The following is a 24518-nucleotide window of genomic DNA, read 5'->3' as shown; positions in this document are numbered from 1 at the left end:
TGGCATGTTGCTTGCTTTCCCGGACAGGCAGAGGCTGTACAGGCAGAGGCTGTCGCCTGAGACAAGACACGCACGGACGCTGGCGCGCGCAGCCAGTCGACTCGTCGTCGCCGCCCGCGGCACGGCGGAAAGGGGAGGGAACGGCAATGATCACGCGTCGCAACGCGATTCTGTCCGGCATCGGGACCGCCGCGGCGGCCGCTTCGCCCCCTGCCTTCGGCCAGGCGCGCGGGAGGGAGGTGCGCGTCGGCGTCGCCACGGATGTCCTCACGCTCGACCCCGCGAACCACCGCAACCGCGACACGCAGAACGTCATCCGCAACATCCACGACGGACTGCTGACGCGCGACGCCGACATGCGGATCCAGAACGAGATCTCCGAATCCTGGCGGCAGGTGGATTCGCGGACCTACGAGATGCGCATCCGCTCCGGCATCCGCTTCCATTCGGGCGACGTGCTCACCGCCCAGGACATCAAGTTCACCTTCGACCGCCTGGTGAAGGCCAATGCGATGGGCGGCCAGACCAGCCCGCGCCAGGGGCTGCTCGGCCCGCTCGAGGACACGATCGTCGTGGACGAACGCACGGTGCGCATGGTCCTGCGCGAGCCCTGGCCGATCCTGACCGCGATGCTGCCCTTCCAGGAGGTGGTGAACCGCCGGCATGTCGAGCGCGTGGGGCAGGAAGGGATGCAGAGCCGCCCCGACGGTTGCGGCCCCTTCCGGCTGGCGGAATGGCGGCGCGGCGAGGCGGTGATCATGGACCGCTTCGCCGAGTATTACGGCGGCAGCACCGAGATCCCGGGCGCCGGCCCGGCACAGGTGGACCGCGCGATCTTCCGCGTCATCCCGGAGAATTCGGCGCGCATCGCCGCATTGCTCGCGGGCGAGGTGGACATCGTGAGCGAACTGCCGCCCTCCGCGATGCGCCAGGTGCAGGCCTCCCGCAATGCCCAGGTCATGCAGGTGAACGGCACGCGCACCTTCTTCGTGGCGATGAACAACGCCAAGGCGCCCTTCACCGACGTGCGGGTGCGCCGCGCGCTGAACCACGCCCTCGACAAGAGCGTGATCATCAGCCGCATCCTCAACGGCACCGCGACGCCGCTGCGCGGCGTGATGAGCCCCGACGCCTTCGCCTTCAATCCGGATCTGCCGGACTATGCCCATGACGTGGCGCGCGCCCGCACCCTGCTGGCGGAAGCCGGCGTGCCCGAGGGCACCGAGATGGTGATCGACACCGTCGCCGCGCTGCGCGAACTGGCCGAGGCGATCGCCGCGCTGCTGTCCCGCGCGGGCCTGCGCGTGCGCGCGCAGGTGTGGGAAGGCGCGGTGCTGACACCGATGTGGCAGACCGCGGAACGCCGGCGCGAGCGCGACATGTTCCTCACCTCCTGGGGCAACGGCGCGCTCGACCCGTCCGACATCATGGTGCCGACGCTGCGCAGCGGCGGGCGCGGCAACAGCGCTGGCTTTACGAATGCCGAGGTGGACCGGCTGCTCGACGCAGCCGAGACGGAACTGGACGGCGCTGCGCGGGCGCGGATGTACCGCGACGCGCAGCGCATCGTGAGCGAGCAGGCGCCGTGGATCTTCCTGTGGCTGCCGCAGGACATCTACGGCGTGTCACGCCGCATCGCGAACTGGCGCCCGCAGGCGGACAGCCGCATCAACCTCCACCGGGTGCGGATCGCCGGCTGAACCACGGCCATGACCGCGTCGCGGCTCGTCGAGCGACTGCTGCAGACGCTGCCGGTGCTGTTCGGCATCAGCGTGATCGTCTTCCTGATGATCACGCTCACGCCGGGCGATCCGGTCGAGATCATGCTCGCCGATTCCCGCGCGACGCCGGAGCAGGCCGAGCAGCTTCGCCGCGACCTCGGCCTGCACCTGCCGCTGCATGAGCGTTTCCTCGTCTTCCTCGGCAATGCGCTGACCGGGGATTTCGGCCTTTCCTTCTTCCATCGGCGGCCTGTGCTGGACGTCATCCTGGAACGTCTCCCGGCCACCATCGAGCTGACACTGGCCGCCATGGCGGTCGCGCTGCTCGTTGCCATCCCGCTCGGCGTCGCTGCGGCCGTGCACCGCGATGGCTGGATCGACCGCGCCCTGTCGGCATTGTCGCTGTTCGGCGTGTCGCTGCCGGGCTTCTGGTTCGGCATCCTGCTGATCCTGCTCTTCTCCGTGACTCTCGGCCTGTTCCCCGTCGGCGGTCGCACCGCCTTCGACCTCGAGGTCGCGCGCGTCACCGGCTTCCTGCTGGCGGATTCGCTGCTGGCCGGGCGGCTCGACGCCTTCGGCGCGGCGCTCCGTCACCTGGCCCTGCCCGCGATCACGCTCGGCCTGCCAACGGCCGCACTTCTCGCGCGCGTCGTGCGGTCCTCGATGGCGGAGGTGCTGACCAGCGACTACGTGCTGTTCGCGGAAGCCAAGGGGATCTCTCGCCGGCGGGTATTGCTGCGGCACGCGCTGAAGAACGCGCTGATCCCGGTGGTGACGGTCGCGGCGATCGAGACCGGCTCGCTGCTCGGCGGCAACATGATCGTCGAGACGGTGTTCGGCTGGCCCGGCCTCGGGCGGCTCGTGGTCGAGAGCATCTTCGCGCGCAACTATCCGCTCGTGCAGGCAGCCGTGCTGCTCTACGCCGTGACCTATGTTACGCTGAACTTCCTGGCCGATGTGGCCTACACGGCGCTGAATCCGAAGGTCCGGCTGTGAGCGCAACGCTGGCGGAGGAACGCGCGGTCTCGCCGCTGCGCCTCGGGCTGGAACGGTTCGCGCGCAACCGCACCGCGCTGGCCGCCGCCGCGGTCGTGCTGCTGTTCGTCCTGGCCGCGCTGTCCGCCCCCTGGATCGCGCCGCACGACCCGGCGGAGGCCGACCTCTTCCGCCGCCTGCAGCCGCCCGCCTGGCAGGAGGGCGGCGAGTGGGCCTTCCCGCTCGGCTGCGACGGCCTCGGGCGGGACATCCTCTCACGCCTGCTGCACGGCGCGCGCGTGTCGCTGCTCGTCGCGGCGCTCGTCATCTGCATCGCGGCCGTGATCGGCACGCTGCTCGGGCTTGCCGCAGGCTACCTGCGCGGCTGGACGGACACGGTGATCTCGCGCCTTGTGGATACGCTGCTCGGCTTCCCCTACCTGATCTTCGCGATCGGGCTGATGGCGATGATGGGGCCAGGGCTGCACAACATCGTGCTGGTCCTGGTCTACAAGGAATGGGTCTTCGCCTGCCGCGTCGTGCGCGGCGAGACACTGGCGGCGCGCGAGCACGACTATGTGGAAGCCGCGCGCGCGCTCGGCTGCGGGCCGGTCCACATCATGCTGCGCGAGATCCTGCCGAACGTGCTCTCGCCGGTGCTGGTCGTGGCGACCTTCCGCATGGCCTATGTCATCATCCTCGAGGCCTCGCTGTCGTTCCTTGGCCTCGGCGTCCAGCCGCCGGCCTCGTCCTGGGGCAACATGGTCGCCGATGGCCGCGACTTCCTGGTGGATGCGTGGTGGGTGTCCACCCTGCCGGGCCTCGCCATCCTGGCGCTGGTGCTCGCGATCAACCTGGCGAGCCAGGGTCTGCGCGACGCCTTCGACCCGCGGCTGCACCAGGCATGAGCCCGCTGCTCGAGGTGCGCGGCCTGCGTACCGTCTTCCCGACCCGCCGAGGCCCCGTCGCTGCGGTGGACGGGGTGGACCTGCGCATCGCGGCCGGGGAGGCGCTCGGCGTCGTCGGCGAGAGCGGGTCGGGCAAGAGCGTCACCTTCCTCTCGATCCTCGGGCTTGTGCGCCCGCCGGGGCGTGTCGTCGCCGGCGAAATCCGTTTCGACGGCCGTGACCTCCGCGCCTTGCCGCAGCGCGAGATGCGTGCGCTGCGCGGCCGGCAGATGGCATTGGCGATGCAGGATGCGCTGTCGGCGCTGAACCCGGCCTTCACCATCGGCCAGCAGCTCTGCGAGACGCTGGTGGCGCACGGCCTGGCGCGGCGCGGGGCCGATGCGCGGCCGCAGGCCGCGGCGCTGCTCCACAAGGTCGGCATCCCCTCCGCGGCGCAGCGGCTGGACGACTACCCGCACCAGTTCTCGGGCGGGATGCGGCAGCGGGCAATGATCGCGATCTCGCTCGCCGGCCGGCCGCGGCTGCTGGTGGCGGATGAGCCGACGACGGCACTCGACGTCACGCTGCGCGCGCAGGTGCTCGACCTGCTGGACGACCTGCGACGGGAGGACGGGCTGGCGGTCGCGCTGATCACGCATGACCTCGCGGTGGTGGCGGAGCGCTGCGCGCGCGTCGTGGTGATGTATGCCGGACAGGTTGTCGAGAGCGGCCCGACCGCGGAGGTCATCGCGGCCCCTCGCCATCCCTACACGCGGGGCCTGCTCGACAGCCTGCCGCGGCTGGAGGATCCGGACCGCCCGTTGCACCCGATCCCGGGCCAGGTGCCCGACCTGGCGCGCGTGGATGCGGGGTGCCGCTTCCGCAACCGCTGCGCGCTGGCCATCCCCGCCTGCGCCGAGCCCTTGGCCCTGACGGAGGTCGGGCCGGGACGCCAGTCGCGCTGCATCCGCGCCGCGGAGGTGGTGTGATGGCGCCCCTGGTGGAGGCCACCGGCCTCGAGCGCCGCTTCCACCTGCCCGCACCGCTGCTGGACCGCCTGCGCGGCCGGCCGGGGCGCGACGTGCGCGCCGTGGCGGGGGTGGACCTGTCCATCGCGCGTGGCGAGACGCTCGGCCTGATCGGCGAGTCCGGCTGCGGGAAATCCACGCTCGGCCGGCTCCTGATCCGCCTGCACGCGCCCTCGGCCGGCACGATCCGCTTCGACGGGCAGGAGATCGCCGGGCTGCCGGAACCGGCGCTGCGGCCGCTGCGGCGACGGATGCAGATCATCTTCCAGGATCCCTACGCCTCGCTGAACCCGCGGCGGACGGTGCGGGAGATCCTCGCCCTGCCGCTCGCGCTGCATGGCGGCGGCACGGGCGCGGCGGCGGAGACGGCGATCCTGTCCATGCTGGATCGCGTCGGCCTCGCGCGCGGGCATCTCGACCGCTATCCGCACCAGTTCTCGGGCGGGCAGCGGCAGCGCATCGGCATCGCCCGCGCACTGATCCTGAAGCCGGACTTCGTCGTCTGCGACGAGCCGGTCTCGGCGCTCGACGTGTCGGTGCAGGCGCAAGTGCTGGCGCTGCTGCGGGCGTTGCGCGACGAGCTGGGCCTGACGCTGCTCTTCATCAGCCACGACCTCGCGGTCGTCGCGCATCTCGCGCGGCGCGTGGCGGTCATGTATCTCGGCCGCATCGTCGAGGAAGGCCCGCGCGACGCGGTCACGCGCCGCCCGGCGCACCCCTACACGCGCGCCTTGCTCGCCGCCGTGCCGCGGATCGCCGCGCCGGGCGCCGTGCCGCAGCGTGCGGCGCCGGGCGACCTGCCCTCGCCGCTCGCGCCGCCGCCGGGCTGCGCCTTCCATCCGCGCTGTCCCCTCGCCGGGCCGCGCTGCCGCACGGAGGCGCCGGTGGCGGTGGATCTGGGCGATGGCCATCGCGCCGCCTGCCACCTGCATGCGGGAGGCGTCGGATGAGCGCGCTGCTCGTCACCCTCGGAGGCGATGCCTTCACGCGCGGCCGCGGCCAGGCGCTGGCCTGCCCCGGCATGGCGCCCGCCGTGCGGGAGGCGATCCGCGGGCGGCTCGCGCAGGCGCCGGCGCGGGATGCGCGCATCACGCGCTTCCTGGACGCGCAACGCGCGGCGACGGCACGCCTGGCACCCGAGGCGCTGGCCGAGATCGAGGGCATCGCCGAAGGCTTTGGCCTCGCACCGGCCGAGGTGTTCGAGTTCCTGCATCTCGGCTGTCTTGCCGATCTCGCGGCGCTGCCGGCGGACACGGACGGATGCTCGGCCTTCTCAACGGGCGGGATCGTGGCGAAGAACCGCGACTTCCGGCCGGAGCACAAGGCGTTGCAGCGGGTGTTCCTGCACCGCGATCCGGCCTGGGGCGGGCGGGCGGTGCTGTGCCTCGGCTCGCTCGGCGCGCCGGGCGCCTGGTCGTCAGGCATGAACAGCGACGGCTTCGCGCTGGCCGACACGCAGATCGCGACCGCCGACCATGGCCCCGGGATCCTGCGCTACTTCCTGATGACGCGGCTTCTGGCGCGCTGCGGATCGGTGGCGGAGGCGCTGGCCGACATCGCGGCGCTGCCCCATGCGGGCGGCGGGTCGCTGGTGCTTGGCGATGCGACGGGCGCAGCCGCCTGGGTCGAGCTGCGCCACGCGCGCGTGGATGTCGCGCAGGGCGCGTGGGTGGCGCACACCAACCACTACACCGCCGCGCCGGATGCGCTCGCCCCGGTCATCCATTCGGCCGGGCGGCTCGAGGTGCTGCGGGCGGCGCTGGCCACCGACGCCGCGTGCGATCCGCGCGCGCTGCTCGCGACCCACGCGCCGGAGGCCGTCTGCCGCCACGCGCCGGACGCCTCGCCCACCCTGGCGGGGGCGGTGTGGGACTGCCGCGACCGGTCCGCGCTGGTGGCGGACGGGCCGCCCTGCTCCACGGCATGGGTCCGCTTCGTCGCGGACGGGCCGGGATGGCGCGAAACGCACGCCTCGGCGTAATCTCCACGCCGGGAGGAGTCCCGGCGATGGCCTATGCCGACCTGCTCGGCGAGCATGAGAGCATCCGCGCGATGCGCGACCTCATCGCGCGCATCGCGTCGAGCCCGGCGCGCACGGTGCTGCTGTATGGCGAGACCGGGACCGGCAAGGGCCTGGTTGCCCGCATGTTGCATCGCCTCTCGCCGCGCGCCCGGAAGGCCTTCGTGGACGTCAACTGCGCGGCCATCCCGGCGAGCCTGATGGAATCCGAGCTGTTCGGCCATGAGCGTGGCGCCTTCACCGGCGCGGCCGGTGCCAAGCAGGGGTTGGTCGAGGCGGCGGAGGGCGGCACGCTGTTCCTCGACGAGATCCGCGAGATGGACCTGCAGCTGCAGGCCAAGCTGCTCACGCTGATGGACACCCGCGCCTTCCGCCGGCTCGGCGCGGTGCGACAGACGGCGGTTGATGTCCGCTTCGTCGCCTCCACCAACAAGGTGCTGCTGTCGGAGGTGAAGGCCGGCCGCTTCCGCGACGATCTCTACTGGCGGCTGCAGGTTGTGCCGGTGAACATCCCGCCGCTGCGCGAGCGTGGGGACGACGTGCTGCTGCTGGCCGAGGCCTTCCTGAAGCACCACGGCGCACGCTGCGGCCGCGCAATCCAGGGGCTGGAGCCGCGCGTCGCCGAGGTGTTCCGCCGCTACTCCTGGCCGGGCAACGTCCGCGAACTCGAGAACCTGATCGAGCGCATCGCCATCCTCGAGACGGATCCGCTGGTGCGGGTGCGCCACCTGCCGGATCGCATCCTGCGCGAAGTGGAAGGCCGCGCGCCCGCCGTGGCAGTTCCGGCGGAGGTCGCTGCGCCGGCGGTGGAGGATTTCCACGCCGCGACCGACCGCTTCCAGGCCTCGCTGATCGAGGCTGCGCTGCGGGAGGCGAATGGCCGGCAAGGCCGAGCGGCGGCGCGCCTCGGCCTGTCGCGCCACGCCCTGCGCCACCAGATGCAGAAACTCGGCATGATCGCGACACCCTGACCGGGGGTGCGGACCGTCCTGGCACGCCGCGTGCAACGCCCTGACCGACGCCAGAACCACGATCGGAAAGGTCGGACCGCATGGTCGAGGTCACCATTCTCTGCCCGACAGGGCATCTCGGATTCACGCCGCTCGAAAAGGACAGCTTCCTGGCGGGCTGCGAGCTGAAGCCCGATTTCATCATTGCCGATTCCGGCTCCTGCGATATCGGCCCCTACCCGCTCGGCGCCGATGGCCAGGCGAGCCCGGAGGCGTGGCAGCGCCACGACCTTGAGGTGATGCTGCTGGCGGCGCGCCGGCTGGGCGTGCCGATGATCGTCGGCTCCGCCTCCGACACCGGCACCGACCGCGGCGTCGATCAGTATGTGCGGCTGATCCAGGACATCGCGGCGCAGCACGGCCTCGCGCCGTTCAGGCTGACGGCGATCCATTCGGAGCTGTCGCGTGAGGCGGTGCTGGCGCGCATGGCGGCGGGGGCGAAGGTAGCGGGCCTCGACGGCCGTGCCGAGGCCGATGCGGCGCAGATCCAGCGCACCGACCGCATCGTCGCGGTGATGGGCGCGGAGCCGATCGCGGCGGCGCTGCGCGACGGCGCGGATGTGGTGATCGCGGGCCGCGCCTCTGACTGCGCGCTGTTCGCCGCCCCGATCCTGAACGCCGGCATGTCGGAGGCGACGGCCTACTACGCCGGCAAGCTGATGGAATGTGCCTCCTTCTGCTGCGAGCCCTTCATGGGCAAGGAGAGCATCTTCGGCCGCATCGCCGAGGACGACATCCGCGTCACCGCGATGCATCCTGGCCAGCGCTGCACACCAGCCTCGCTGGCGAGCCACGCCATGTACGAACGCCGTGACCCGTATCGGGAGCACGTCGTCTCCGGCTACGTGGACATGTCGGATTGCCGCTACGAGCAGTTCGACGAGAAGACGACGCGCGCCACCGGCGCCCGCTGGGTGCCCGCCGCGCAGCCGATGGCGAAGCTCGAGGGTTCGGGCAAGGTCGGCGAACGGCGGCTGGCCATCGTCGGCATGCGCGAGCCCTACATGATCGCCAACATCGACAAGGCGATCGCCTGGGCCCGCGCACGGCTGAACGAGCGCTTCGGCACGCCCGAGGACGCCGGCTGGCAGGTGTTCTACCACCTCTACGGCCGCGACGGCGTGATGGGGCCGATGGACCCCACGCCGCCCGCGAACCCGCACGAGCTCGGCATCGTCGTCGAGACGCTCTGCGCCGACGGCCAGCGCGCGGAGGAGATCTGCGCGCTGGCCGCCCGCAACCTGTTCTACGCCCGCCTGCCCGAGGTGAAGGGCACCGCCGGCGCGGCGGCGCTGATGTCGGACGAGGTGATGGTCGGCAAGCCCGGCTACGAATGGACGCTGAACCACATCATCCCGGTGGCGAGCGCGACGGAGCTGTTCCGCCCGCGCTCCCTCACCGTGGACGGAACCGCCCGGAGGGCCGCATGAGCATCCGCAACAGCGCGACGCTGCGCGACCTGGCCTCCACCGTCCGCAGCAAGAACGCGGGCGTGGACCACATCACCTTCGACATCATCTTCCGCGACCGCGCGAACTTCGAGCGCGTGCGCGACGCGAAGGTCATCACGCGGGAGGTGGTGTGCGAGTTGCTGCGCCTGCAACCCGACCGCATCACGGATTTCGTGGTGTTCGACCCGGCAAACGCGATCAAGTTCACCATCCGCCGCGAACGCCCGTCCGGCTCCCCCGGCGAGCGCGACGTGTTCGGCAGCCAGCAATATTCGCCGCTGCTCGACCTGCACGTCCCCTGACTCCGCCGCGCTTGAGGTCATCCGCGGCCTGAACGGGCGGATCGAGGCCGCCGACGGTTCGGGCCCGGTCGCACTCGCCGGTGCCGGGAATCTCGCGCCGCGGATCAGCGCGATCCTGCCCGGTCTCCCGCCTCCAGGCAGGCGAAGGACCCGCCGACCAGCGCCGCGCGATCACCGAGCCGCGCGCCCTCGGCCGCGATGCCGGCTTCGGCGGCGAAGGCCGGTCCGAACCAGTCGAACAACTGGCCAAGCCCCCCGCCCAGCACGACCAGCCGGCAGTCGGCCCAGGTCGCATAGGGCCGCACCCAGCGCCCGAGATCCGCGCCGAAGCGCGCCAATTCGGCCGCGAGCCCACCGCCGACGCGCCCCGCGGCGGCAAGCGCGGGCAGGTCGGCGCACCGGACCGACAGCGACGCCAGCCGGGCATCGAGGCCGCGGATGGAGAACACGTCGTCCGCGCGCGCCTCCAGGGCCGGCTCGGCGAACAACTCCCCGCTCGGCGATCAGGGAAAGCGCTGGGTCGAGACCGCCATCCCGTCCAGGAAGGCCGAGCCCAGGCCCGTGCCGAGGGTGAGCATCAGCGCCGGCACGGCGAGTTGGCGCGCCAGCGCCTCGCCCAGCGCCGCGGCCGCCGCGTCGTTCAGGAACAGGATCGGCAGGTCCCGGCTGAGCCGCCGGGCGAGGAGCGCCTTTAGATCGACGCCGCACAGCGCGCCGAACTTCGCCAACCCCGCAAGGCGCGGGATGCCGCGCGCATAGTCGCAGGGTCCGGGAAAGGCGAGCACCACGAAGGCAGGAGCGCGGCATTGCGTGAGCAGGCCGTTGGCGATGTCGGCCAGCCGATCGGCGATCGCCGCCGCACAGGCTGCGCTGTCGATCGGATGGCGCGCGACGCACCGCACATCCGGCAGCGCGACGCCATCGCCCGCGCCCTGCACGATGCCGCACTTCACCGCCGTGCCCCCGACATCGAGGGCGACGATCTCGCCCTTCGGCCAGGCGGCTGGGCGCGGGAGGCTCATGCGCGGTTGGAATCGTCGGCTAGGCGCTCGATGTCATCCTCGCTCAGCAATGCGCCGGTCTGCACCTCGATGAACACCATCTCCACCGCGCCGGTGTTCGCGATGCGGTGGATCGTGCCGGCCGGGATGAAGGCCGTGCTGCCCGCGGCGAGGGCGATCGACGCCTCGCCCAGCGTGGCGAGGCCCTCGCCGGCGACCACGATCCAATGCTCCGACCGATGCACATGCCGCTGCAGCGACAGCCGCGCCCCGGGACGCACCTGGATGCGCTTGACCACGCAGCCCGGCTCCGCCGAGAGCACGCGCCATTCGCCCCAGGGCCGCTGATCGGACTCGCCCAGCCGATAGGTGACGATCGTCATGGCGTGTGACGGGGCACGGGACGGGCAGGCAGGTGGCGCCGCAGCGCCGGGGCTTCGCCTCGGGCCTGCCAGGCAATCGGCAGTCTTCGCATCCGGCACCACCCCCTGATCACGCTCCGCGCCGATACTGGATCGGCCCTTCCCCCCCGATCAACCCGTGCCGGCGGCGTCCGCGCAGCATGTCGCGCTTGCGCCCAAGCCCGCGGCATGACAGGCTCCAAATCGATTTGGGAAAGCGGCCGTTCAAGGCCGCTCCGAGGGGGAGGAGGCAGCAGGGCGCCGGCGGCGCCTGCGGCATCATGACGAAGCTCAAGGATCTCGCCCGGGAGCTCGGCCTCTCGGCGACCACCGTCTCCCGCGCGCTGGATGGCTATTCGGAAGTCGCCGAGGCCACGCGCGCGCGCGTTGCCGCCGCCGCCCGCCGCGCCGGCTACCTGCCCGACCCCGCCGCCCGGCGGCTGCGTCGCGGCCGGGCCGACACCATCGCCGCCCTGCTGCCGGGCGGCCCTGGCGTGGAACTGACGGCGCTGATGGAAACGCTCGGCGCCTGTGCCGGCGCGCTTGCGACGCAGGGCCTCGACCTGATCCTGGTGGCGACCCGCGACGAGCAGGAGGAGACGCGGCGCCTCGCGCGCCTCGTCGCGCGGCGGGAGGCCGATGCCTTCGTCATCCTCCGCACCCGCCGTCGCGACGCGCGGGTGGATTGGCTGCTCGCCAAGGGCGTGCCCTTCGTCACGCATGGCCGCACCGATCGCGCGGCGGAGCACGCGCATCTGGATGGCGACGGCTTCGCCGGTTTCCGCGACGCGGTTCGCCGGCTGCATGGCAGCGGGCATGCCAGGATCGCGCATATCGCCGCCCCCACCGTCTACGCCTTCGGCCATCTGCGCCTCGCCGGCGCCACTTCCGGCGCGGCGGAGGCAGGGGTCGCGCTGGCGGTGGCCGAGGCCGCCGCGCCCGACGCCGCCGGCGGATATGCCGCGGCGCGCGGGCTGCTCGCGGCCGGGCCGCCGCCCACCGCCCTGCTCTGCGCCACGGATGCCATCGCCCTCGGCGCCGCACGCGCGCTGCGCGAGGCGGGGCTGATGCCGGGCCGGGATGTCGCGCTCTGGGGCCATGACAACATCCCCGCCGCGGCCTTCCTCGATCCGCCGCTCGCCAGCATGGAGATCGCCGACCGCGACATCGGCGGGCATCTCGCGCGGCTGCTGGTCGCGCGGCTTGGCGGGGGTGATCCCGCAACGCTCGGCACCGTCCTGCCGCTTCGCCACATCGCGCGTGCCAGCCTCGGCCGCGGCTTCGATCAACAGGAGGAAACCCCATGAACCGACGCAGCCTGCTTGCCGCCGGCGCCACCTTGGTCGCCGCGCCGCCCCTCGCCCATGCCCAGTCGGGCGATGTCGTGTTCCTCTCCACGCAGCTTCGCCCGGTGGAGGAAGCGACCCGGCTGCGCGAGGCCATCCTGCGCCCCGCGCCGGTGCGCGCCACCTTCGTGACGGAAGAGCCGCAGAACCTGACCACGCGCCTGCGTGCCGAGGCGCAGGCCGGGCGGCGCACCGTCTCGCTCGTCGGCGCGCTGCATGGCGAATTGCAGCCGCTCGCGGCCGAGGGGCTCGACCCGCTCGACGACCTGGCGCAGCGCCTGGCCGACCGCGGCATCCCGCGCAACCTGCTCGAGCTCGGCAAGCTCGGCACGGCGCAGCAGCGCTACATCCCGTGGATGCAGGCGACCTACATCATGGCCGCGCATCGCCGCGCGCTGGAGTTCCTGCCGGCCGGCGCCGACATCAATGCGCTCACCTATGACCAGCTCCGCGCCTGGGCCGCGGCGATCCAGCAGCGGACGAACCAGCGGCGACTCGGCTTCCCGGCCGGCCCGCGCGGGCTGCTGGCGCGCTTCTTCCAGGGCTACCTCTACCCCTCCTACACGGGCGGCGTGGTCCGCAGCTTCCGCTCGCCCGAGGCCGAGCAGGGCTGGGCGGCGTTCCGCGCGATGTGGGCCCATGCGGCGCCGGCCTCCACCACCTACAATTTCATGCAGGAACCGCTGATGTCGGGCGAGGTGTGGATCGCCTTCGACCATGTCGCGCGGCTGATGGACGCGCTGCGCGCAGCCCCCAACGACTACGTCACCTTCCCCGCGCCCGCCGGGCCGATGGGGCGCGGCTACATGCCGGTGATCGCGGGGCTCGGCATCGCGCGTGGCGCCCCGAACCGGGATGGTGCGGCGTCGCTGATCGAGTATCTCTCGCGCCCCGCCGTGCAGCTGCGGCTCGCCGCCGAGACGGGCTTCTTCCCGGTCGTGCAGGCCGAGCTGCCGCCGGACCTGCCGCCGGCGGTGCGGCTGGCCGCGAATGCGATCGCCGCGACACAAAGCGCGCGCGACGCCCGCGTCTCGCTGCTGCCGGTCGGGCTCGGCGACAAGGGCGGCGAGTTCAACAAGGTCTACATGGACACCTTCCAGCGCATCGTGCTGCGCAACGAGAACATCCGCGCCGTGCTGGATGCGGAAGCGGGCAATCTGCGCAGCGTGATGAACGCGACCGGTGCCCCCTGCTGGGCGCCCGACGCCGCATCCGACGGCGCATGCCCGGTGGCATGAGGGATGCCATGCAGGCCTGCGTGAGGCGGATGTGACCGGAGGCGGCGCGTGACGCAGAAACGCTGGGTTCCCTATGCCCTCATCGCGCCGTCGGTCCTTTTCCTCGGCGTGCTGTTCATCCTGCCGCTGGTGCAGACCCTGACGATGTCGGTGCAGGGGGCGGAGGGGATCTCGCTCGCCAACTACACGCGGATGTTGGGCGACCTCAACTTCGCCGACGCGCTGCGTAACACCTTCGTGCTCACCCTGGTGGTGGTGCCGGCGCAGATCGCGCTGGCGCTGCTGATGGCGGTGATGATCGCGCGCATCGGCGCGGGGCGCGACCTGGTGCTGTGGGTGTGGGTGATCCCGCTGGCGATCTCGGATCTCGCCGCCGGGCTCGCCTGGCTCGCCATCCTGCAATCGACCGGGTATCTCAACTCTGTCCTTTTCGCCTTCGGCCTGCTGGAGGGGCCGACGCCCTGGCTGACGCAGGAATCGCCGCTCGCGCTGTTCATCGGCATCGCGCTGGCGGAGATCTGGCGCGCCACCGCGATCGTGCTGGTGATCCTGGTCGCGGGAATGCAGCTCATCCCCAAGGAATTCGGCGAGGCGGCGGAGGTGTTCGGCGCATCGCCCTGGCAGCGTTTCCGCCGCGTCACGCTGCCGCTGCTCAAGCCCTCGATCCAGTCGGCGCTGATCCTGCGCACCGTGCTGGCCTTCGAGGTCTTCGCCGTGGCCTATGCGCTCGGCGGGCGCAACTTCCCGGTGCTGGTGGGCGAGGCCTATGTCTGGCAGGGCGAGAACCAGAACACCGGCGTCGCCGCCGCCTATGCCGCGCTGATCATGGCGATCTCGATGCTCGCCACCTTCGTCTACCTGCGCCTGCTGCGCACCCCGCGGGAGCAGATGGCGTGAATCCCGCGATGGCGCCCGCACGACGCTTGCTGTTCTGGGCGCTGGTGGCGGTGCTGCTGCTCTGGGTGCTGCTGCCGATCTGGCTGGTGGCGATGGGCGCGCTCGGCGGACGGCCGGCGGTGTTCCAATGGCCGAAGACGCTGGTGCCGCCCTCGCTTTCCCTCGACCACATGGCGGCCTTCCTGGCAGTGGAGGGTGTCGCCAACGCCTTCCTCAACTCCGTCATCGCCGCACTCGTCACGGTCGTGCTCTCCGTCGCGCTGGGCGCGCCGGCGGGCTATGCGCTCGCCCGCTACGCCTTCCGCGGCGCCGACGCGTTCAAGCTGCTGGTGCTGCTGACGCGCGCCTTTCCGCTGGCGATCCTCGCGCTGCCGCTCGCCGTCGGTTTCATCCGCGTGGGCCTCTACGACAGCCCCTTTGGCGTCGCGTTGATGCACACCGTGCTCGCGCTGCCCTTTGCGGTGCTGGTGACGCAATCGCTGTTCATGGGCATCCCGCGCGAACTCGAGGAAGCCGCCTGGGTCTTCGGCTGCTCGCCGCTGCAGGCCTTCTTCCGCGTGGTCATGCCGCTGGCGCTGCCGGGCCTCGCGGCGACGGCGATCTTCGCCTTCGTGATCTCGTGGAACGAGGTCTTCGCGGCCTCGGTGCTGACGGTGCGGGAACGGACGCTGACCGCCTATCTGCTTGCGGTGCTGTCGGAATCGCCGCTGCACACGCGCTTCGCCGGCGGGCTGCTGCTGATCCTGCCCTCCGTGCTGTTCGTCTTCGCCGTGCGGAAGTGGCTGTTCACCGTCTGGGGAATCTCGGGGAAATGAGGCGGGCATGGCCGACATAACGATCGACCGCGTCGCCAAGACCTTCGGCGCCGCGCGCGCGCTGGCCGAGGTCTCGCTCGCCGTCGCCGATGGCGAGTTCGTGGCCCTGCTCGGCCCCTCGGGCTGCGGCAAGACGACGCTGTTGCGCATCGTCGCGGGGCTCGAGACCGCGACCGGCGGCACCGTGCTGATCGGCGGGCGCGATGTCGGTTCGCTGCCGCCGCGTGCGCGGGGCATCGCGATGGTGTTCCAGAACTACGCGGTCTTCCCGCACATGACGGTCGCGGACAATATCGGCTTCGGCCTGCGCATGCAGAAGCGACCGCAGGACGAGATCGCCCGGCAGGTCGGCCGCGCGGCGGAGATGCTCCGCATCTCCCACCTGCTGGATCGCTGGCCGGCACGGCTTTCCGGGGGGCAGCGCCAGCGCGTCGCCGTGGCTCGCGCGCTCGCGGTGCAACCCGCCGTGCTGCTGATGGATGAGCCGCTGTCGAACCTCGACGCGCTGCTGCGGCTCGAGATGCGCGCCGACCTCAAGGCGATCCTGCGCGAGGCCGGCACCACCACGCTCTACGTCACCCATGACCAGACCGAGGCGATGGGCCTCGCCGACCGTATCGCCGTGATGCATGGCGGCGTGATCGAGCAGATCGGCCCGCCGGGCGCGATCTATGCGAAGCCCGCGACGCGCTTCGTCGGCGGCTTCCTCGGCAGCCCGCCGATGAATTTCCTCAGCTGCACCGCGGCAGGCGGCCACGTTGCCTTCGGCGCCATCACCCTCGCCAGCCCGCGCGAGGGCGCGGTGATGCTCGGCCTGCGCGCCGAGGACGCCGTGCCCGTCGCGGCCGATCAGGGCATTCCCTTCGACGTGCGCGTGGTGGAACCGATGGGCGCGCATCTGCTGCTGACCGGCGAGGTCGCCGGCCAGCCGCTGCGCGCGATCGCCCCGCCCGATGCGCCGATCGTGGCGGGCGCGCGCATCGGCCTGCGACCCGATCCCGCGCGCCTGTCCTGGTTCGACCCTGCCACCGGCCATCGCCTGGAAGCCGCCTGATGCAAGACGCCCTGATCCAAGACACCGGGCCCGATGAGGCGCTCGACGCTGCCGCACGCGCCGTCCTCGCCGCGAATGACCGCGGCGGCTACACGGTGCCGACAGCCGCGCTCTATCCCTTCCAGTGGAACTGGGATTCCGCCTTCGTCGCGATGGGCTTCGCGACCTTCGATGTCGACCGCGCGCTGCGCGAACTGGAACGGCTGGTCGAGGGGCAGTGGGATGACGGGATGATCCCGCACATCGTCTTCCATGCGCCGGCCGACACCTATTTTCCCGGTCCCGAGGTCTGGGGCACGCGCCACCGCATCGCGACCTCGGGCATCTCGCAGCCGCCGGTCTTCGGCACCGCGCTGCGCTTCGTCGCCGCCCGCGCCGGCGCGGCCGAACGGCCGCGCATCGCCGCCCTCGCCCGCGCCGCCGCCCGCAGCCACGCCTGGTGGCGCGCCGCGCGCGATCCGGAGGGCATCGGCCTCGTCGCCATCCTGCATCCGTGGGAGACGGGCAGCGACAACTCGCCGGCCTGGGATCCGGCCCTCGCGCGCGTGCCGCAGACCACGACGACCGTGATCCGCCGCCGCGACACCGGCCATGTGGACGCCGCGATGCGCCCGCGCGACGAGGATTATCGGCGCTACATCCATCTGGTGGACAGCTACCGTGCGCTGGACTGGGCGCCGGCGGCGATGTGGCGTGCGGCGCCCTTCCGCATCGCGGAGGTTCAGATCAGCGCCATCCTCTGCCGCGCCGCGCAGGATCTCGCCGCGCTGTTCGACGCGCTCGGGGAGGCCGAGGCGGCGAAGGCCGAACGCGCGCTGGCCGCGCATCTCGTCGCGGGGCTCGAGCGTGCCTGGCGGCCGTCGCTGTCGCGCTTCGTCTCGCGCGACCTTGTCGCCGGCGCGGATATCGCCGCGCCGACCCAGGCGGGCTTCCTGCCGCTGCTGGCGCTCGATCTCGATCCCGCGCGGCGCGATGCGATGGCGGGCGAGATGGCGCGCTGGACTGCAGGCTGCGTGCTCGGTCTGCCGACGACGCCACCGGGCGATCCGAGCTTCGACGCGAAGCGCTATTGGCGCGGGCCGGTCTGGGCGGTGGTGGACTGGCTGCTGGCGGAGGGGCTTGTCCGCAACGGCCGTCCCGACGCCGCCGAGGCACTGCTGCGCCCCCTGCTGGCGGCGATCAGGCGCCAGGGCTTCGCCGAGTATTTCGACCCGCTGACCGGCGCCGGCCTTGGCGGCAACCGCTTCTCCTGGACCGCCGCCGCATGGCTCGTGCTGTCCCGCAGGGACGGTTCGGCCGCCCCGATGGCGGAGCCCGCGGCGAGGAGGATGGTCAGGGGGTGACCCTGCCCCCTTGGATGCACCCGCAATGAGGTGAGTCCGTCGGATGGCGGCGGATGATGAAACGTTCGGGGTTCACGCAGGAGCAGATCATCGATGTGCCGAGTCGGCCCCAGGCGGGAAGGACGGCGCCGGATCTGTGCCGCAGGCACGCGGCACGCGCGCGCCGATGGCGACACCTCATGGCAGGCGCATGAAGGTTTCACCTTCGTGCCCCTCGGATGCCAGGCGGGTCGCATAGGCGCCGGGCGCCATTCGGCGCCCCGGCCCTTCGGGCCATGGGTCGGAACTTCGTGCGCTGGGCATCACGGGCGACGCTGCGCGCCAGGCATGGGCTTGACCGGATCATGGTGGTGCCTGGCCGCCCGGCGATCCTGGCGGGCGGACCGCCACCGACCTGCAGCGGTCATGCGCTTGCGCGTGGTCCGGGCTGGATCAGCCCCCCAACTGGCGGGTCACCGATGCAGCGGCTTGGCGCACGATGACCTTGTACTCCGGCACATGCGGTTCGAAACGCCCGAGAATGCCGGCGAGGGTGAGTGCACCGAGGAACTCGCGGTTCGGGCCGAACACCGGTGCCGACACGCTGCCCACGTCCGGGTCCCGTTCGCCGAGCGTCGCGAGCACGCCCTCGCCGCGGATCTCCTTGGCGTGCGGCGTGGGCCCGCCGGTGTGGAAGGCGATGACGTGCCCGCCCGATCCCCGATCGAGCGGCGATGCCTCGCCCTCGTCCACGTGGCTCCGCGCGCTGCGCGGCGAATTCACGCGGAAGAGGCAGATGCGCTCCGCCCCGCGCGCGATCCAGAAGGACGCGCTTTCCTGCGTCAACGCGACAAGGGCCTGCAGCGCCGGCCGGAGAAGGGGCTCGAGCTCCAGGTTCTGTCGATACACCGAGCCGAGCCGCCACAGCGTCGGTCCCAGGCGGTAGCGTCCATCTGACCCTCGGCCGAGATAGCCGAAACGCTCCAGCGAGACCGAGAGGCGCAGTATGGTCGGCTTGCTCAGCCCGGTCTTCAGGGCGAGCTCCTTCAGCGAGAGCGATGCTTCCACGGAGCCGAGGGCGTCGAGCAGCACCAGGGCGCGTTCGACGGATTCGACGCCGGTGCGCTCGTCGCCGGGATCGCGGTCGGGTTCGGTGATCGAGGTCATGGCGATTCCGCTGGTGTGGACCCGCTGCCTTGCTGCGGGAGGAGCAGATAAGCACGCAGCGCCTCGAGGAGAAGCCGCGCCGCGATCCGTTCCGATCGGCCGCTCGGGTCGAGCGGTGGCGACACCTCGACGAAGTCCATGCCGCAGAGTGGCGCCGGAGAGAGCGCGCCGAGCAGGTCCAGGTATTGCCGCGGCGTGATCTCGCTGTGGACGATGGATCCGGTGCCGGGCAGGAAGCCGGCATCCAGCGCGTCGATGTCGATCGAGAGATACAGCCGGTCGCAGCCACGCAGCGCATGCGCCAGCGCCCGTTCCGCCGTCGCGCGGGCGCCATCGCGGTGCCACTCGGAAGCCGGGATGACCAAACCGCCCATCGCCTCGATCTCGGCGACGTCCTCGCCGTCCACCCAGCCATGGATCCCGATCCACACCATGTTCGGCCGGAGGATGTTCGGCAGTTCGGAGACGCGGCGGGCATTCGTCGCGTGATTCAACGCACCCCAGGCGCCGAGCCGGTCACCGAAGTCGAGATGCCCATCGATCTGGATGTAGCCGAAGCGGGTCCCGGGGTCGGTCGCGGCAAGGGCACGGGAGACGCCCAGGCAGGCGGGGTAGCTGTTGAAGTGGTCGCCACCTATCGCGACGGGCAGCGCCCCGGCGCGCGCGGCGCGCTCGGTCATCGATGCGATGGCCTCGACCGTCGCGCCCACATCGGTCTCGTCGATCGCGGCGTCGCCGAGATCGAAGAGGCGATCCGGGGCGGCCGGATGCCAGGCCTGGCCGGTCCGCATGTCGCGCAACCCGCCTCCGTCGGCATCACGGCGCAGGCGGCGCATCAGCGCCGTCGTCTCGTGCCGCAGCGCCCGCGGGCCGAAGCGCGTGCCGATCCGGCTGGTATGCGTCGCGTCGGAGGGCATGCCGATGAAGGCCGGCTGCCCGGGCGCCACCGCGGTCGCGCCTGCATCGAAGAAGCGCGCCAGCGGGCTCTCGAAGACAGGATCAGACATGGTCGGGCTCCCGCAGCACGCCGAGGCGCGCGTAGAGAAGGTCGAGCAGGGCCGTGACCAGCAGGCGCTGCCCGGTCTTGACCGTGGACATGCCCTGTCGCGTGGGGTCGAGCCCGGTGACGGCGATGCCCGCGACCTCCATCGCACCGGCCTCGCGCAGCCAGGCGCGGGCGGCCGAGAGGCTGAGGCCATCGAAGGGCGCAACGGCGCTGCCCCCGTGCCACTGCCCCGCGATGCCGGCGAGGTCGATCGCGACGACGACACGCCGGCCCGCCGGCAGCGGTGCATCCTGCCCGGGGCGGAGCAATGCAGGCTCATCCGCCGCCCGCGAAAGCCCCCTGCGGAGCGGCTCGGCGAGCCAGGCGCCGCCGCCGAGAAGCAGCGGCAGCGCACCCTTGGCCTGGATCGCGCGCACCAGCGCGGGCACGGCGGCATGCGGATCCGCCACCTGGAGGTCGATGTCGCCGAGGTCGACGAGACGGCCCGCGACCGATGCCGCGTCCAGCACGCGGCGCTGGTCCACGTCCATCGCCGCCTTCATGTTCGCGCTGAAGTGCGAACCGAAATAGCTCGAGGTCTCACGCAAGGCGCGCGGACCGTCGCGTTCGCCGCCGGTCCCGGCGGGCACGCCGAAGGCAGCAACCATGCCGGGTCGCAGCGCATCCAGCCCAACCATCAGGCCGCGCATGAAGGGCAGGAAGCCGGCCATGCGCGGCAGGGGCGCGTCGCGCGGCCTCATCGGCAGGCGCCCCGCATGTGCCGGACAAGCGTCTGCAGCACGTACAGGCCGCGCGCCGTCTCCACGGCGCCGGATTCGTCGAGTTCCGGCGCGAGGCCCGTGACATGGGCGGCAGCGATCGCACCGGACGGCACGGCCTGCAGTGCTGCGAGCAAGCCGGCCAACGGCCGAGGCGTCGCGCCCGGCCAGCGCAAGGCGTCCAGATCGAGGCTGATGGCGAGCGGGCCGGCGGGCGCCGGCTCCCCCGGCGACCAGCCCGTCAAACCCGGGAGCAGCGCGGAGAGCGCGCAATCCGGGGGCAGCCTGCCGCCGACGAGCACGGGCCTGCCGCCTGCCGCGCGCACCAGCCCAAGCTGCCTTGCGAGCGCGGTGCGGTTGCGCGCGGGCTCGAGGGGGAAGACGTTGAGGTCGCCGAGATCGCGGCAGCCGCCCGGCGGATCGAGGCGTGCGACCGCGCCGGCATACCGGATCTGCCGCGCGGCGAAACGGGCCCCGAAGCGGTTCCGGTCGCCATGGTCGAGGAAGAGGCCGAGGAGGGCCACCTCGCCCGGGCGCAACGCGTCCAGCTCGGCGGCCGGCGCGCCGAGCAGCGTTGGGATCGACAGCAGGACGACGTCGCTCATGCCAGCGCCGCTACCGCCTGCGCGGCGAGGCGTTCGGAATGGCCGCGCGGGTCGCGCGCCGGGGCCAGGCCACAGATCGCCAGCGCCGCCACCTCCATGCCGGCACGCAGGGCCGCCAGCACGGCGGCGAAGCCGACCGGCGTCAGCCCGCCGACATTGACCGTCTCGGTACCGGCGGCGTGGCCGGTATCGACGACGCCGATGTCCAGCAGCACGACGCCGCGCCGCAGGCCGAGCCGTGCCAGGGCCTCGGTCAGCGGCGCCCCGCCGGCTGTCTCCACCTCATCGGCCGTCACGATGATCCCGCCCGCGCCGGTCCAGGTTGCGACATCGCGGACGGGCAGCAGATCGTGGGCGCCGATCGCAAGGCCGGGTCCGGCCGGACCACAGGCATCGAGGCGCGCGGAGATCAGCACCGTCCCCAGCTCATGCCGCTCCCTTGCCGCCCCCAGCAGCGCGCCGGCCTCGATCGCCGAACCGGCGCACAGGATCGGTCGCGCGCCGCGGGCCAGGACCCAGGCGGCGGCCGCACCGACGGCGTCGCAGGCGACGTCGCCGAGATCAACGAGGCGTCCGGGCGGCGGCAGCGTCCAACTGGCGTCGCGCAGGGCGCGGACAGCCTCGCCAGCGACGCCGAGCAGGACCGACATGCCCGGATGCAGGTCCGCGGGCGTGGCGGTGTCGGCGCCATGGAACAGTCGGTCCGAGGCGCCGAAGCGGTGGATGGGCCTCGCCACCATGCTCAGCGCTCCCGTCGCGAGCGGTTGCCCGCCAGCTGCACGGCGACCAGGGCCAGGACGGACACGGCGATGAGACAGGTGGAGATCGCCGCGATCGTCGGGTCGATCTGGTCGCGCAGGGAGTTGAACATGCGCCGCGTGATCGTCGCGTTCTCCCCGCCTGAGACGAACATCGCGACCACCACCTCGTCGAGCGAGGTGATGAAGGCGAGGAAGGCGCCGGTCAGCACCGCGAAGCGCACCTGCGGCAGCGTCACGGTCAGGAACGCGATCACGCGCGATGCGCCCATGCTGCGCGCCGCCATCTCCTGCGCCATGTCATAGTTCTTCAGGCTGGAGAGGACGGTGATGATCACGAAGGGGATCGCCAGCGCGGAATGCGCCAGCACGACGCCGGCCAGCGTGTAGTTGAGGCCGAGCACGGCATAGAGGTGGAAGACCCCGACCGCGACCAGGATGGAGGGCACCACCACCGGCATCAGCACCAGCGGCTGCAGGGCGTTCCTCACCCGGTCGGATGAGCAGTGCATCCCATAGGCCGCCAGCGTGCCGAGCGGCGTCGCGACCAGCGTGGTCAGCACAGCCGCCGCCAGCGACGTCCAGGTCGCGTCCATCCAGGCCGCCGAGCCGAAATAGGCCCGGTACCATCGCAGCGACCAGCTTTGCGGCGGGAACTCCAGGTACTGCGAATCCGAGAAGGACATCGGGATGACGATCAGCGTGGGCAGCATCAGGAAGAACAGGACCAGCGCGCCGTAGAAGGCCAGTGCGCGCTGCGTCCAGGGGTTCTCGCCGGGCATGCGGTCCATGGCGCTACCGTACGAAGAGCCGGTCGAGGCCAAAGGCACGATGGAGCACAGCGACGAGGCCGAGGGCGATGAGCAGCAGGACCACGCCGAGCGCGCTGGCCGCACCCCAGTTCGAGAAGATGGTGATCGTGCTCTCGATGCGCTGTGCCAGCATCTGCACGCGACCGCCGCCGAGCAGCGCCGGCGTGATGTAGAAGCCGAGCGAGAGGATGAAGACCAGCACGACCCCGGCGAAGAGCCCGGGCAGCGACATCGGCACGAAGACGCGCCAGAAGGCGCCGGTGGGGCTCGACCCCAGTCCGATCGCGGCGCGCACCAGGTCGCCGTCGATCGCCTTCATCGAGGCGTAGAGCGGCAGCACGAGGAAGGGCAGCATGATGTGCACCATGCCGATGATGCTGGCCGTCAGGTTGTGCGCGAGCTGCAGCGGCGCATCCACGATCCCCAGCGACAGCAGCGTGTTGTTGATCAGCCCGTTGCGCTGCAGCAGCACGAGCCAGGCGTAGGTGCGCACCAGCACGGCGGTCCAGAAGGGAAGCAGGACGCAGATCAGCAGCAGGTTCGCGCGACGCGGCGGCTGTCGCGACAGCCAGTAGGTCAGGGGATAGCCGAGCACCACGCAGAGCAGCGTGACCGCGGCGCTGATCTCGAAGGTGACGATGAAGGCCTCGACATAGAGGTCGCCCGTCAGGCGCCGGTAGTTCGAAAGCGACCAGTCGCCCGCGCGGTCCTGGAAGGAGAGAACCGACAGCCAGAAGACCGGCAGGAAGACCAGCACCATGATCACGACCAGGGCAGGCTGGCTGAGACCGAGGAAGAGGCGACGCTCCCGGGTGCGGAGCCGCGCGAGCGCCGCGGCGTTGGTCGCCCCGCTCATGCGCGGTCCTGGGCCAGCACGACGGTGTCGTCGCGGTGCAGGCCGAGCCTGATGGCGCGACCCGCTTCCGGAATGGCGCCCTGCGCCGCGCGGCTCGCGGGGATGCGGACGCTGACCTCTCGGCCCTCGCCGACCTCGACCAGGAGCAGCGTGGAATCGCCCTGGTAGATGGATTGGCGCACCTGGCCGGCGATCAGGTTGTGGGCGCCGTCGTCCAACGCATCGGGCACGAGCAACTCGGGCCGGATCATGAGCTGCAGCGGGCCGGTCGCGGGCGGTGGCTCGGCCAGGTGCAGCGGGCGGCCCTGGAGGGTCACCGTCGCGCCATCGCGGTGGACTGGCAACAATACCGATTCGCCGATGAAGTCGGCCACGAAGAGCGAGCGCGGGCGGCGGTACAGCGCCTCCGGCCGGTCGAGCTGCGCGATGCGTCCCTTGTCGATCACCGCGATGCGGTCGGACATGGTCAGCGCCTCACGCTGGTCATGCGTGACGTAGACGATGGTCGCGTCCACCTTGCGGTGCAGCGCCTTCAACTCGATCTGCATGTGCTCGCGCAGCTTCTTGTCGAGCGCGGAAAGCGGCTCGTCCATCAGGATGATGCGCGGCTCGAACACCATCGCGCGCGCCAGCGCGACGCGCTGCCTCTGCCCGCCGGAGAGCTGGTGGATGCGCCGCTCCCCGTAGCCGCCGAGCTGCACCATCCCGAGCGCCTGCTCGGCCCGGCGCTTCTGTTCCGCCTTCGGAACGCCCCGGATCTTGAGCGGGTAGGCGACGTTCTCGGCCACCGACAGGAACGGGAACAGGGCGTAGCTCTGGAACACCATCCCGATGCCCCGCTTGTGCGGGGAGGTGGCGATCATCTCCTCCTCGCCGAAGCGGATGCTGCCGCTGTCGGGGCTGACGAAGCCGGCCAGCGCCATCAGCAGGGTCGTCTTCCCCGATCCCGAAGGCCCGAGCAGCGTCATGAACTCGCCGGCTTGGATGTCGAGCGAGACGTCGTCCAGCGCCCGCATCGCGCCATAGGTCTTCACCAGGCCGCGGACGCTGATCGGCAGGGAGCGCTGCCGGGCGGCGCCGCCGTCCAT

The 24518-nt window shown here is 71.8% G+C and carries 26 protein-coding genes; 15 read left to right on the top strand and 11 right to left on the bottom strand.

Features of this window, described 5'->3' with window-relative positions; genetic code table 11:
• Positions 1–146: 146 nt before the first annotated feature.
• From AC2D9U_RS15300 to AC2D9U_RS15260, 9 genes are all read left to right on the top strand, one after another.
• Positions 147–1700: an ABC transporter substrate-binding protein gene (locus AC2D9U_RS15300; RefSeq protein WP_484750439.1), complete on the top strand. Its 1554-nt coding sequence runs from the start codon at positions 147–149 to the stop codon at positions 1698–1700.
• 9 nt (positions 1701–1709) lie between these two features.
• Positions 1710–2717 (top strand): ABC transporter permease, encoded by a 1008-nt coding sequence (locus AC2D9U_RS15295; protein WP_484750437.1) that lies wholly within the window; start codon positions 1710–1712, stop codon positions 2715–2717.
• Positions 2714–3604: an ABC transporter permease gene (locus AC2D9U_RS15290; RefSeq protein WP_484750434.1), complete on the top strand. Its 891-nt coding sequence runs from the start codon at positions 2714–2716 to the stop codon at positions 3602–3604. The genes AC2D9U_RS15295 and AC2D9U_RS15290 overlap by 4 nt, the downstream gene beginning before the upstream one ends.
• Entirely contained in the window at positions 3601–4572 is a 972-nt protein-coding gene (locus AC2D9U_RS15285) for an ABC transporter ATP-binding protein (protein WP_484750432.1), read from the top strand. Before AC2D9U_RS15290 ends, AC2D9U_RS15285 begins: the two co-directional genes overlap by 4 nt.
• Positions 4572–5561, top strand: coding sequence for an ABC transporter ATP-binding protein (locus tag AC2D9U_RS15280; protein ID WP_484750429.1), 990 nt, complete (start codon positions 4572–4574; stop codon positions 5559–5561). The genes AC2D9U_RS15285 and AC2D9U_RS15280 overlap by 1 nt, the downstream gene beginning before the upstream one ends.
• Entirely contained in the window at positions 5558–6592 is a 1035-nt protein-coding gene (locus AC2D9U_RS15275; RefSeq protein WP_484750426.1) for a C45 family autoproteolytic acyltransferase/hydrolase, read from the top strand. The genes AC2D9U_RS15280 and AC2D9U_RS15275 overlap by 4 nt, the downstream gene beginning before the upstream one ends.
• A 26-nt stretch (positions 6593–6618) precedes the next feature.
• Positions 6619–7602 (top strand): sigma-54 interaction domain-containing protein, encoded by a 984-nt coding sequence (locus AC2D9U_RS15270; protein ID WP_484750424.1) that lies wholly within the window; start codon positions 6619–6621, stop codon positions 7600–7602.
• Between the two features lie 80 nt (positions 7603–7682).
• Positions 7683–9071, top strand: a complete 1389-nt coding sequence (locus tag AC2D9U_RS15265) for an acyclic terpene utilization AtuA family protein (RefSeq protein ID WP_484750421.1) — start codon at positions 7683–7685, stop codon at positions 9069–9071.
• Positions 9068–9394: a DUF4387 domain-containing protein gene (locus AC2D9U_RS15260; RefSeq protein ID WP_484750418.1), complete on the top strand. Its 327-nt coding sequence runs from the start codon at positions 9068–9070 to the stop codon at positions 9392–9394. The genes AC2D9U_RS15265 and AC2D9U_RS15260 overlap by 4 nt, the downstream gene beginning before the upstream one ends.
• Positions 9395–9498: 104 nt before the next feature.
• Here the strand turns inward: AC2D9U_RS15260 and AC2D9U_RS15255 are convergent, their stop codons facing one another.
• The 3 genes from AC2D9U_RS15255 to AC2D9U_RS15245 are packed head-to-tail and all read right to left on the bottom strand — an operon-like array spanning position 9499 to position 10778.
• Positions 9499–9882 (bottom strand): hypothetical protein, encoded by a 384-nt coding sequence (locus AC2D9U_RS15255; protein WP_484750416.1) that lies wholly within the window; start codon positions 9880–9882, stop codon positions 9499–9501.
• 15 nt (positions 9883–9897) lie between these two features.
• Positions 9898–10416: an ROK family protein gene (locus AC2D9U_RS15250; protein ID WP_484750413.1), complete on the bottom strand. Its 519-nt coding sequence runs from the start codon at positions 10414–10416 to the stop codon at positions 9898–9900.
• A complete protein-coding gene (locus AC2D9U_RS15245) occupies positions 10413–10778 on the bottom strand; it encodes a phosphomannose isomerase type II C-terminal cupin domain (RefSeq protein WP_484750410.1) in 366 nt (121 codons plus the stop codon). Before AC2D9U_RS15245 ends, AC2D9U_RS15250 begins: the two co-directional genes overlap by 4 nt.
• A 299-nt stretch (positions 10779–11077) precedes the next feature.
• Here AC2D9U_RS15245 and AC2D9U_RS15240 point away from each other — a divergent pair, with 299 nt between their 5' ends.
• From AC2D9U_RS15240 to AC2D9U_RS15215, 6 genes are read left to right on the top strand one after another with little or no spacing between them, the layout of a single operon-like run.
• Positions 11078–12103, top strand: coding sequence for a substrate-binding domain-containing protein (locus AC2D9U_RS15240; RefSeq protein ID WP_484750408.1), 1026 nt, complete (start codon positions 11078–11080; stop codon positions 12101–12103).
• Positions 12100–13380, top strand: a complete 1281-nt coding sequence (locus AC2D9U_RS15235) for an extracellular solute-binding protein (RefSeq protein WP_484750407.1) — start codon at positions 12100–12102, stop codon at positions 13378–13380. The genes AC2D9U_RS15240 and AC2D9U_RS15235 overlap by 4 nt, the downstream gene beginning before the upstream one ends.
• A 48-nt stretch (positions 13381–13428) precedes the next feature.
• Positions 13429–14277, top strand: coding sequence for a carbohydrate ABC transporter permease (locus AC2D9U_RS15230; RefSeq protein WP_484750404.1), 849 nt, complete (start codon positions 13429–13431; stop codon positions 14275–14277).
• Positions 14274–15092: a carbohydrate ABC transporter permease gene (locus AC2D9U_RS15225; protein ID WP_484750401.1), complete on the top strand. Its 819-nt coding sequence runs from the start codon at positions 14274–14276 to the stop codon at positions 15090–15092. The genes AC2D9U_RS15230 and AC2D9U_RS15225 overlap by 4 nt, the downstream gene beginning before the upstream one ends.
• 7 nt (positions 15093–15099) lie before the next feature.
• A complete protein-coding gene (locus tag AC2D9U_RS15220; protein WP_484750398.1) occupies positions 15100–16146 on the top strand; it encodes an ABC transporter ATP-binding protein in 1047 nt (348 codons plus the stop codon).
• A complete protein-coding gene (locus AC2D9U_RS15215; protein ID WP_484750396.1) occupies positions 16146–17489 on the top strand; it encodes an MGH1-like glycoside hydrolase domain-containing protein in 1344 nt (447 codons plus the stop codon). Before AC2D9U_RS15220 ends, AC2D9U_RS15215 begins: the two co-directional genes overlap by 1 nt.
• A 432-nt stretch (positions 17490–17921) precedes the next feature.
• Here AC2D9U_RS15215 and AC2D9U_RS15210 read toward each other — a convergent pair whose 3' ends face one another.
• From AC2D9U_RS15210 to AC2D9U_RS15175, 8 genes are read right to left on the bottom strand one after another with little or no spacing between them, the layout of a single operon-like run.
• The gene (locus AC2D9U_RS15210) at positions 17922–18635 is read right to left on the bottom strand and encodes an IclR family transcriptional regulator (protein ID WP_484750394.1); all 714 of its coding nucleotides are present in this window, start codon (positions 18633–18635) and stop codon (positions 17922–17924) included.
• Positions 18632–19582, bottom strand: coding sequence for an agmatinase family protein (locus AC2D9U_RS15205; RefSeq protein ID WP_484750392.1), 951 nt, complete (start codon positions 19580–19582; stop codon positions 18632–18634). The genes AC2D9U_RS15210 and AC2D9U_RS15205 overlap by 4 nt, the downstream gene beginning before the upstream one ends.
• A gap of 52 nt (positions 19583–19634) precedes the next feature.
• On the bottom strand, positions 19635–20381 hold the full coding sequence (locus tag AC2D9U_RS15200; RefSeq protein ID WP_484750390.1) for an arginase family protein: 747 nt from the start codon (positions 20379–20381) through the stop codon (positions 19635–19637).
• Positions 20378–21004, bottom strand: a complete 627-nt coding sequence (locus AC2D9U_RS15195; RefSeq protein ID WP_484750388.1) for a hypothetical protein — start codon at positions 21002–21004, stop codon at positions 20378–20380. Before AC2D9U_RS15195 ends, AC2D9U_RS15200 begins: the two co-directional genes overlap by 4 nt.
• Positions 21001–21744, bottom strand: a complete 744-nt coding sequence (locus AC2D9U_RS15190) for an arginase family protein (RefSeq protein ID WP_484750386.1) — start codon at positions 21742–21744, stop codon at positions 21001–21003. Before AC2D9U_RS15190 ends, AC2D9U_RS15195 begins: the two co-directional genes overlap by 4 nt.
• 2 nt (positions 21745–21746) lie before the next feature.
• Positions 21747–22553, bottom strand: coding sequence for an ABC transporter permease (locus AC2D9U_RS15185; protein WP_484750384.1), 807 nt, complete (start codon positions 22551–22553; stop codon positions 21747–21749).
• A gap of 4 nt (positions 22554–22557) precedes the next feature.
• Positions 22558–23430, bottom strand: a complete 873-nt coding sequence (locus tag AC2D9U_RS15180) for an ABC transporter permease (protein ID WP_484750383.1) — start codon at positions 23428–23430, stop codon at positions 22558–22560.
• On the bottom strand, positions 23427–24518 hold the full coding sequence (locus tag AC2D9U_RS15175) for an ABC transporter ATP-binding protein (RefSeq protein WP_484750381.1): 1092 nt from the start codon (positions 24516–24518) through the stop codon (positions 23427–23429). The genes AC2D9U_RS15180 and AC2D9U_RS15175 overlap by 4 nt, the downstream gene beginning before the upstream one ends.

Source organism: Roseomonas sp. TF40 (assembly GCF_057219975.1).
This window is presented reverse-complemented; position numbering and strand designations above follow the sequence as displayed.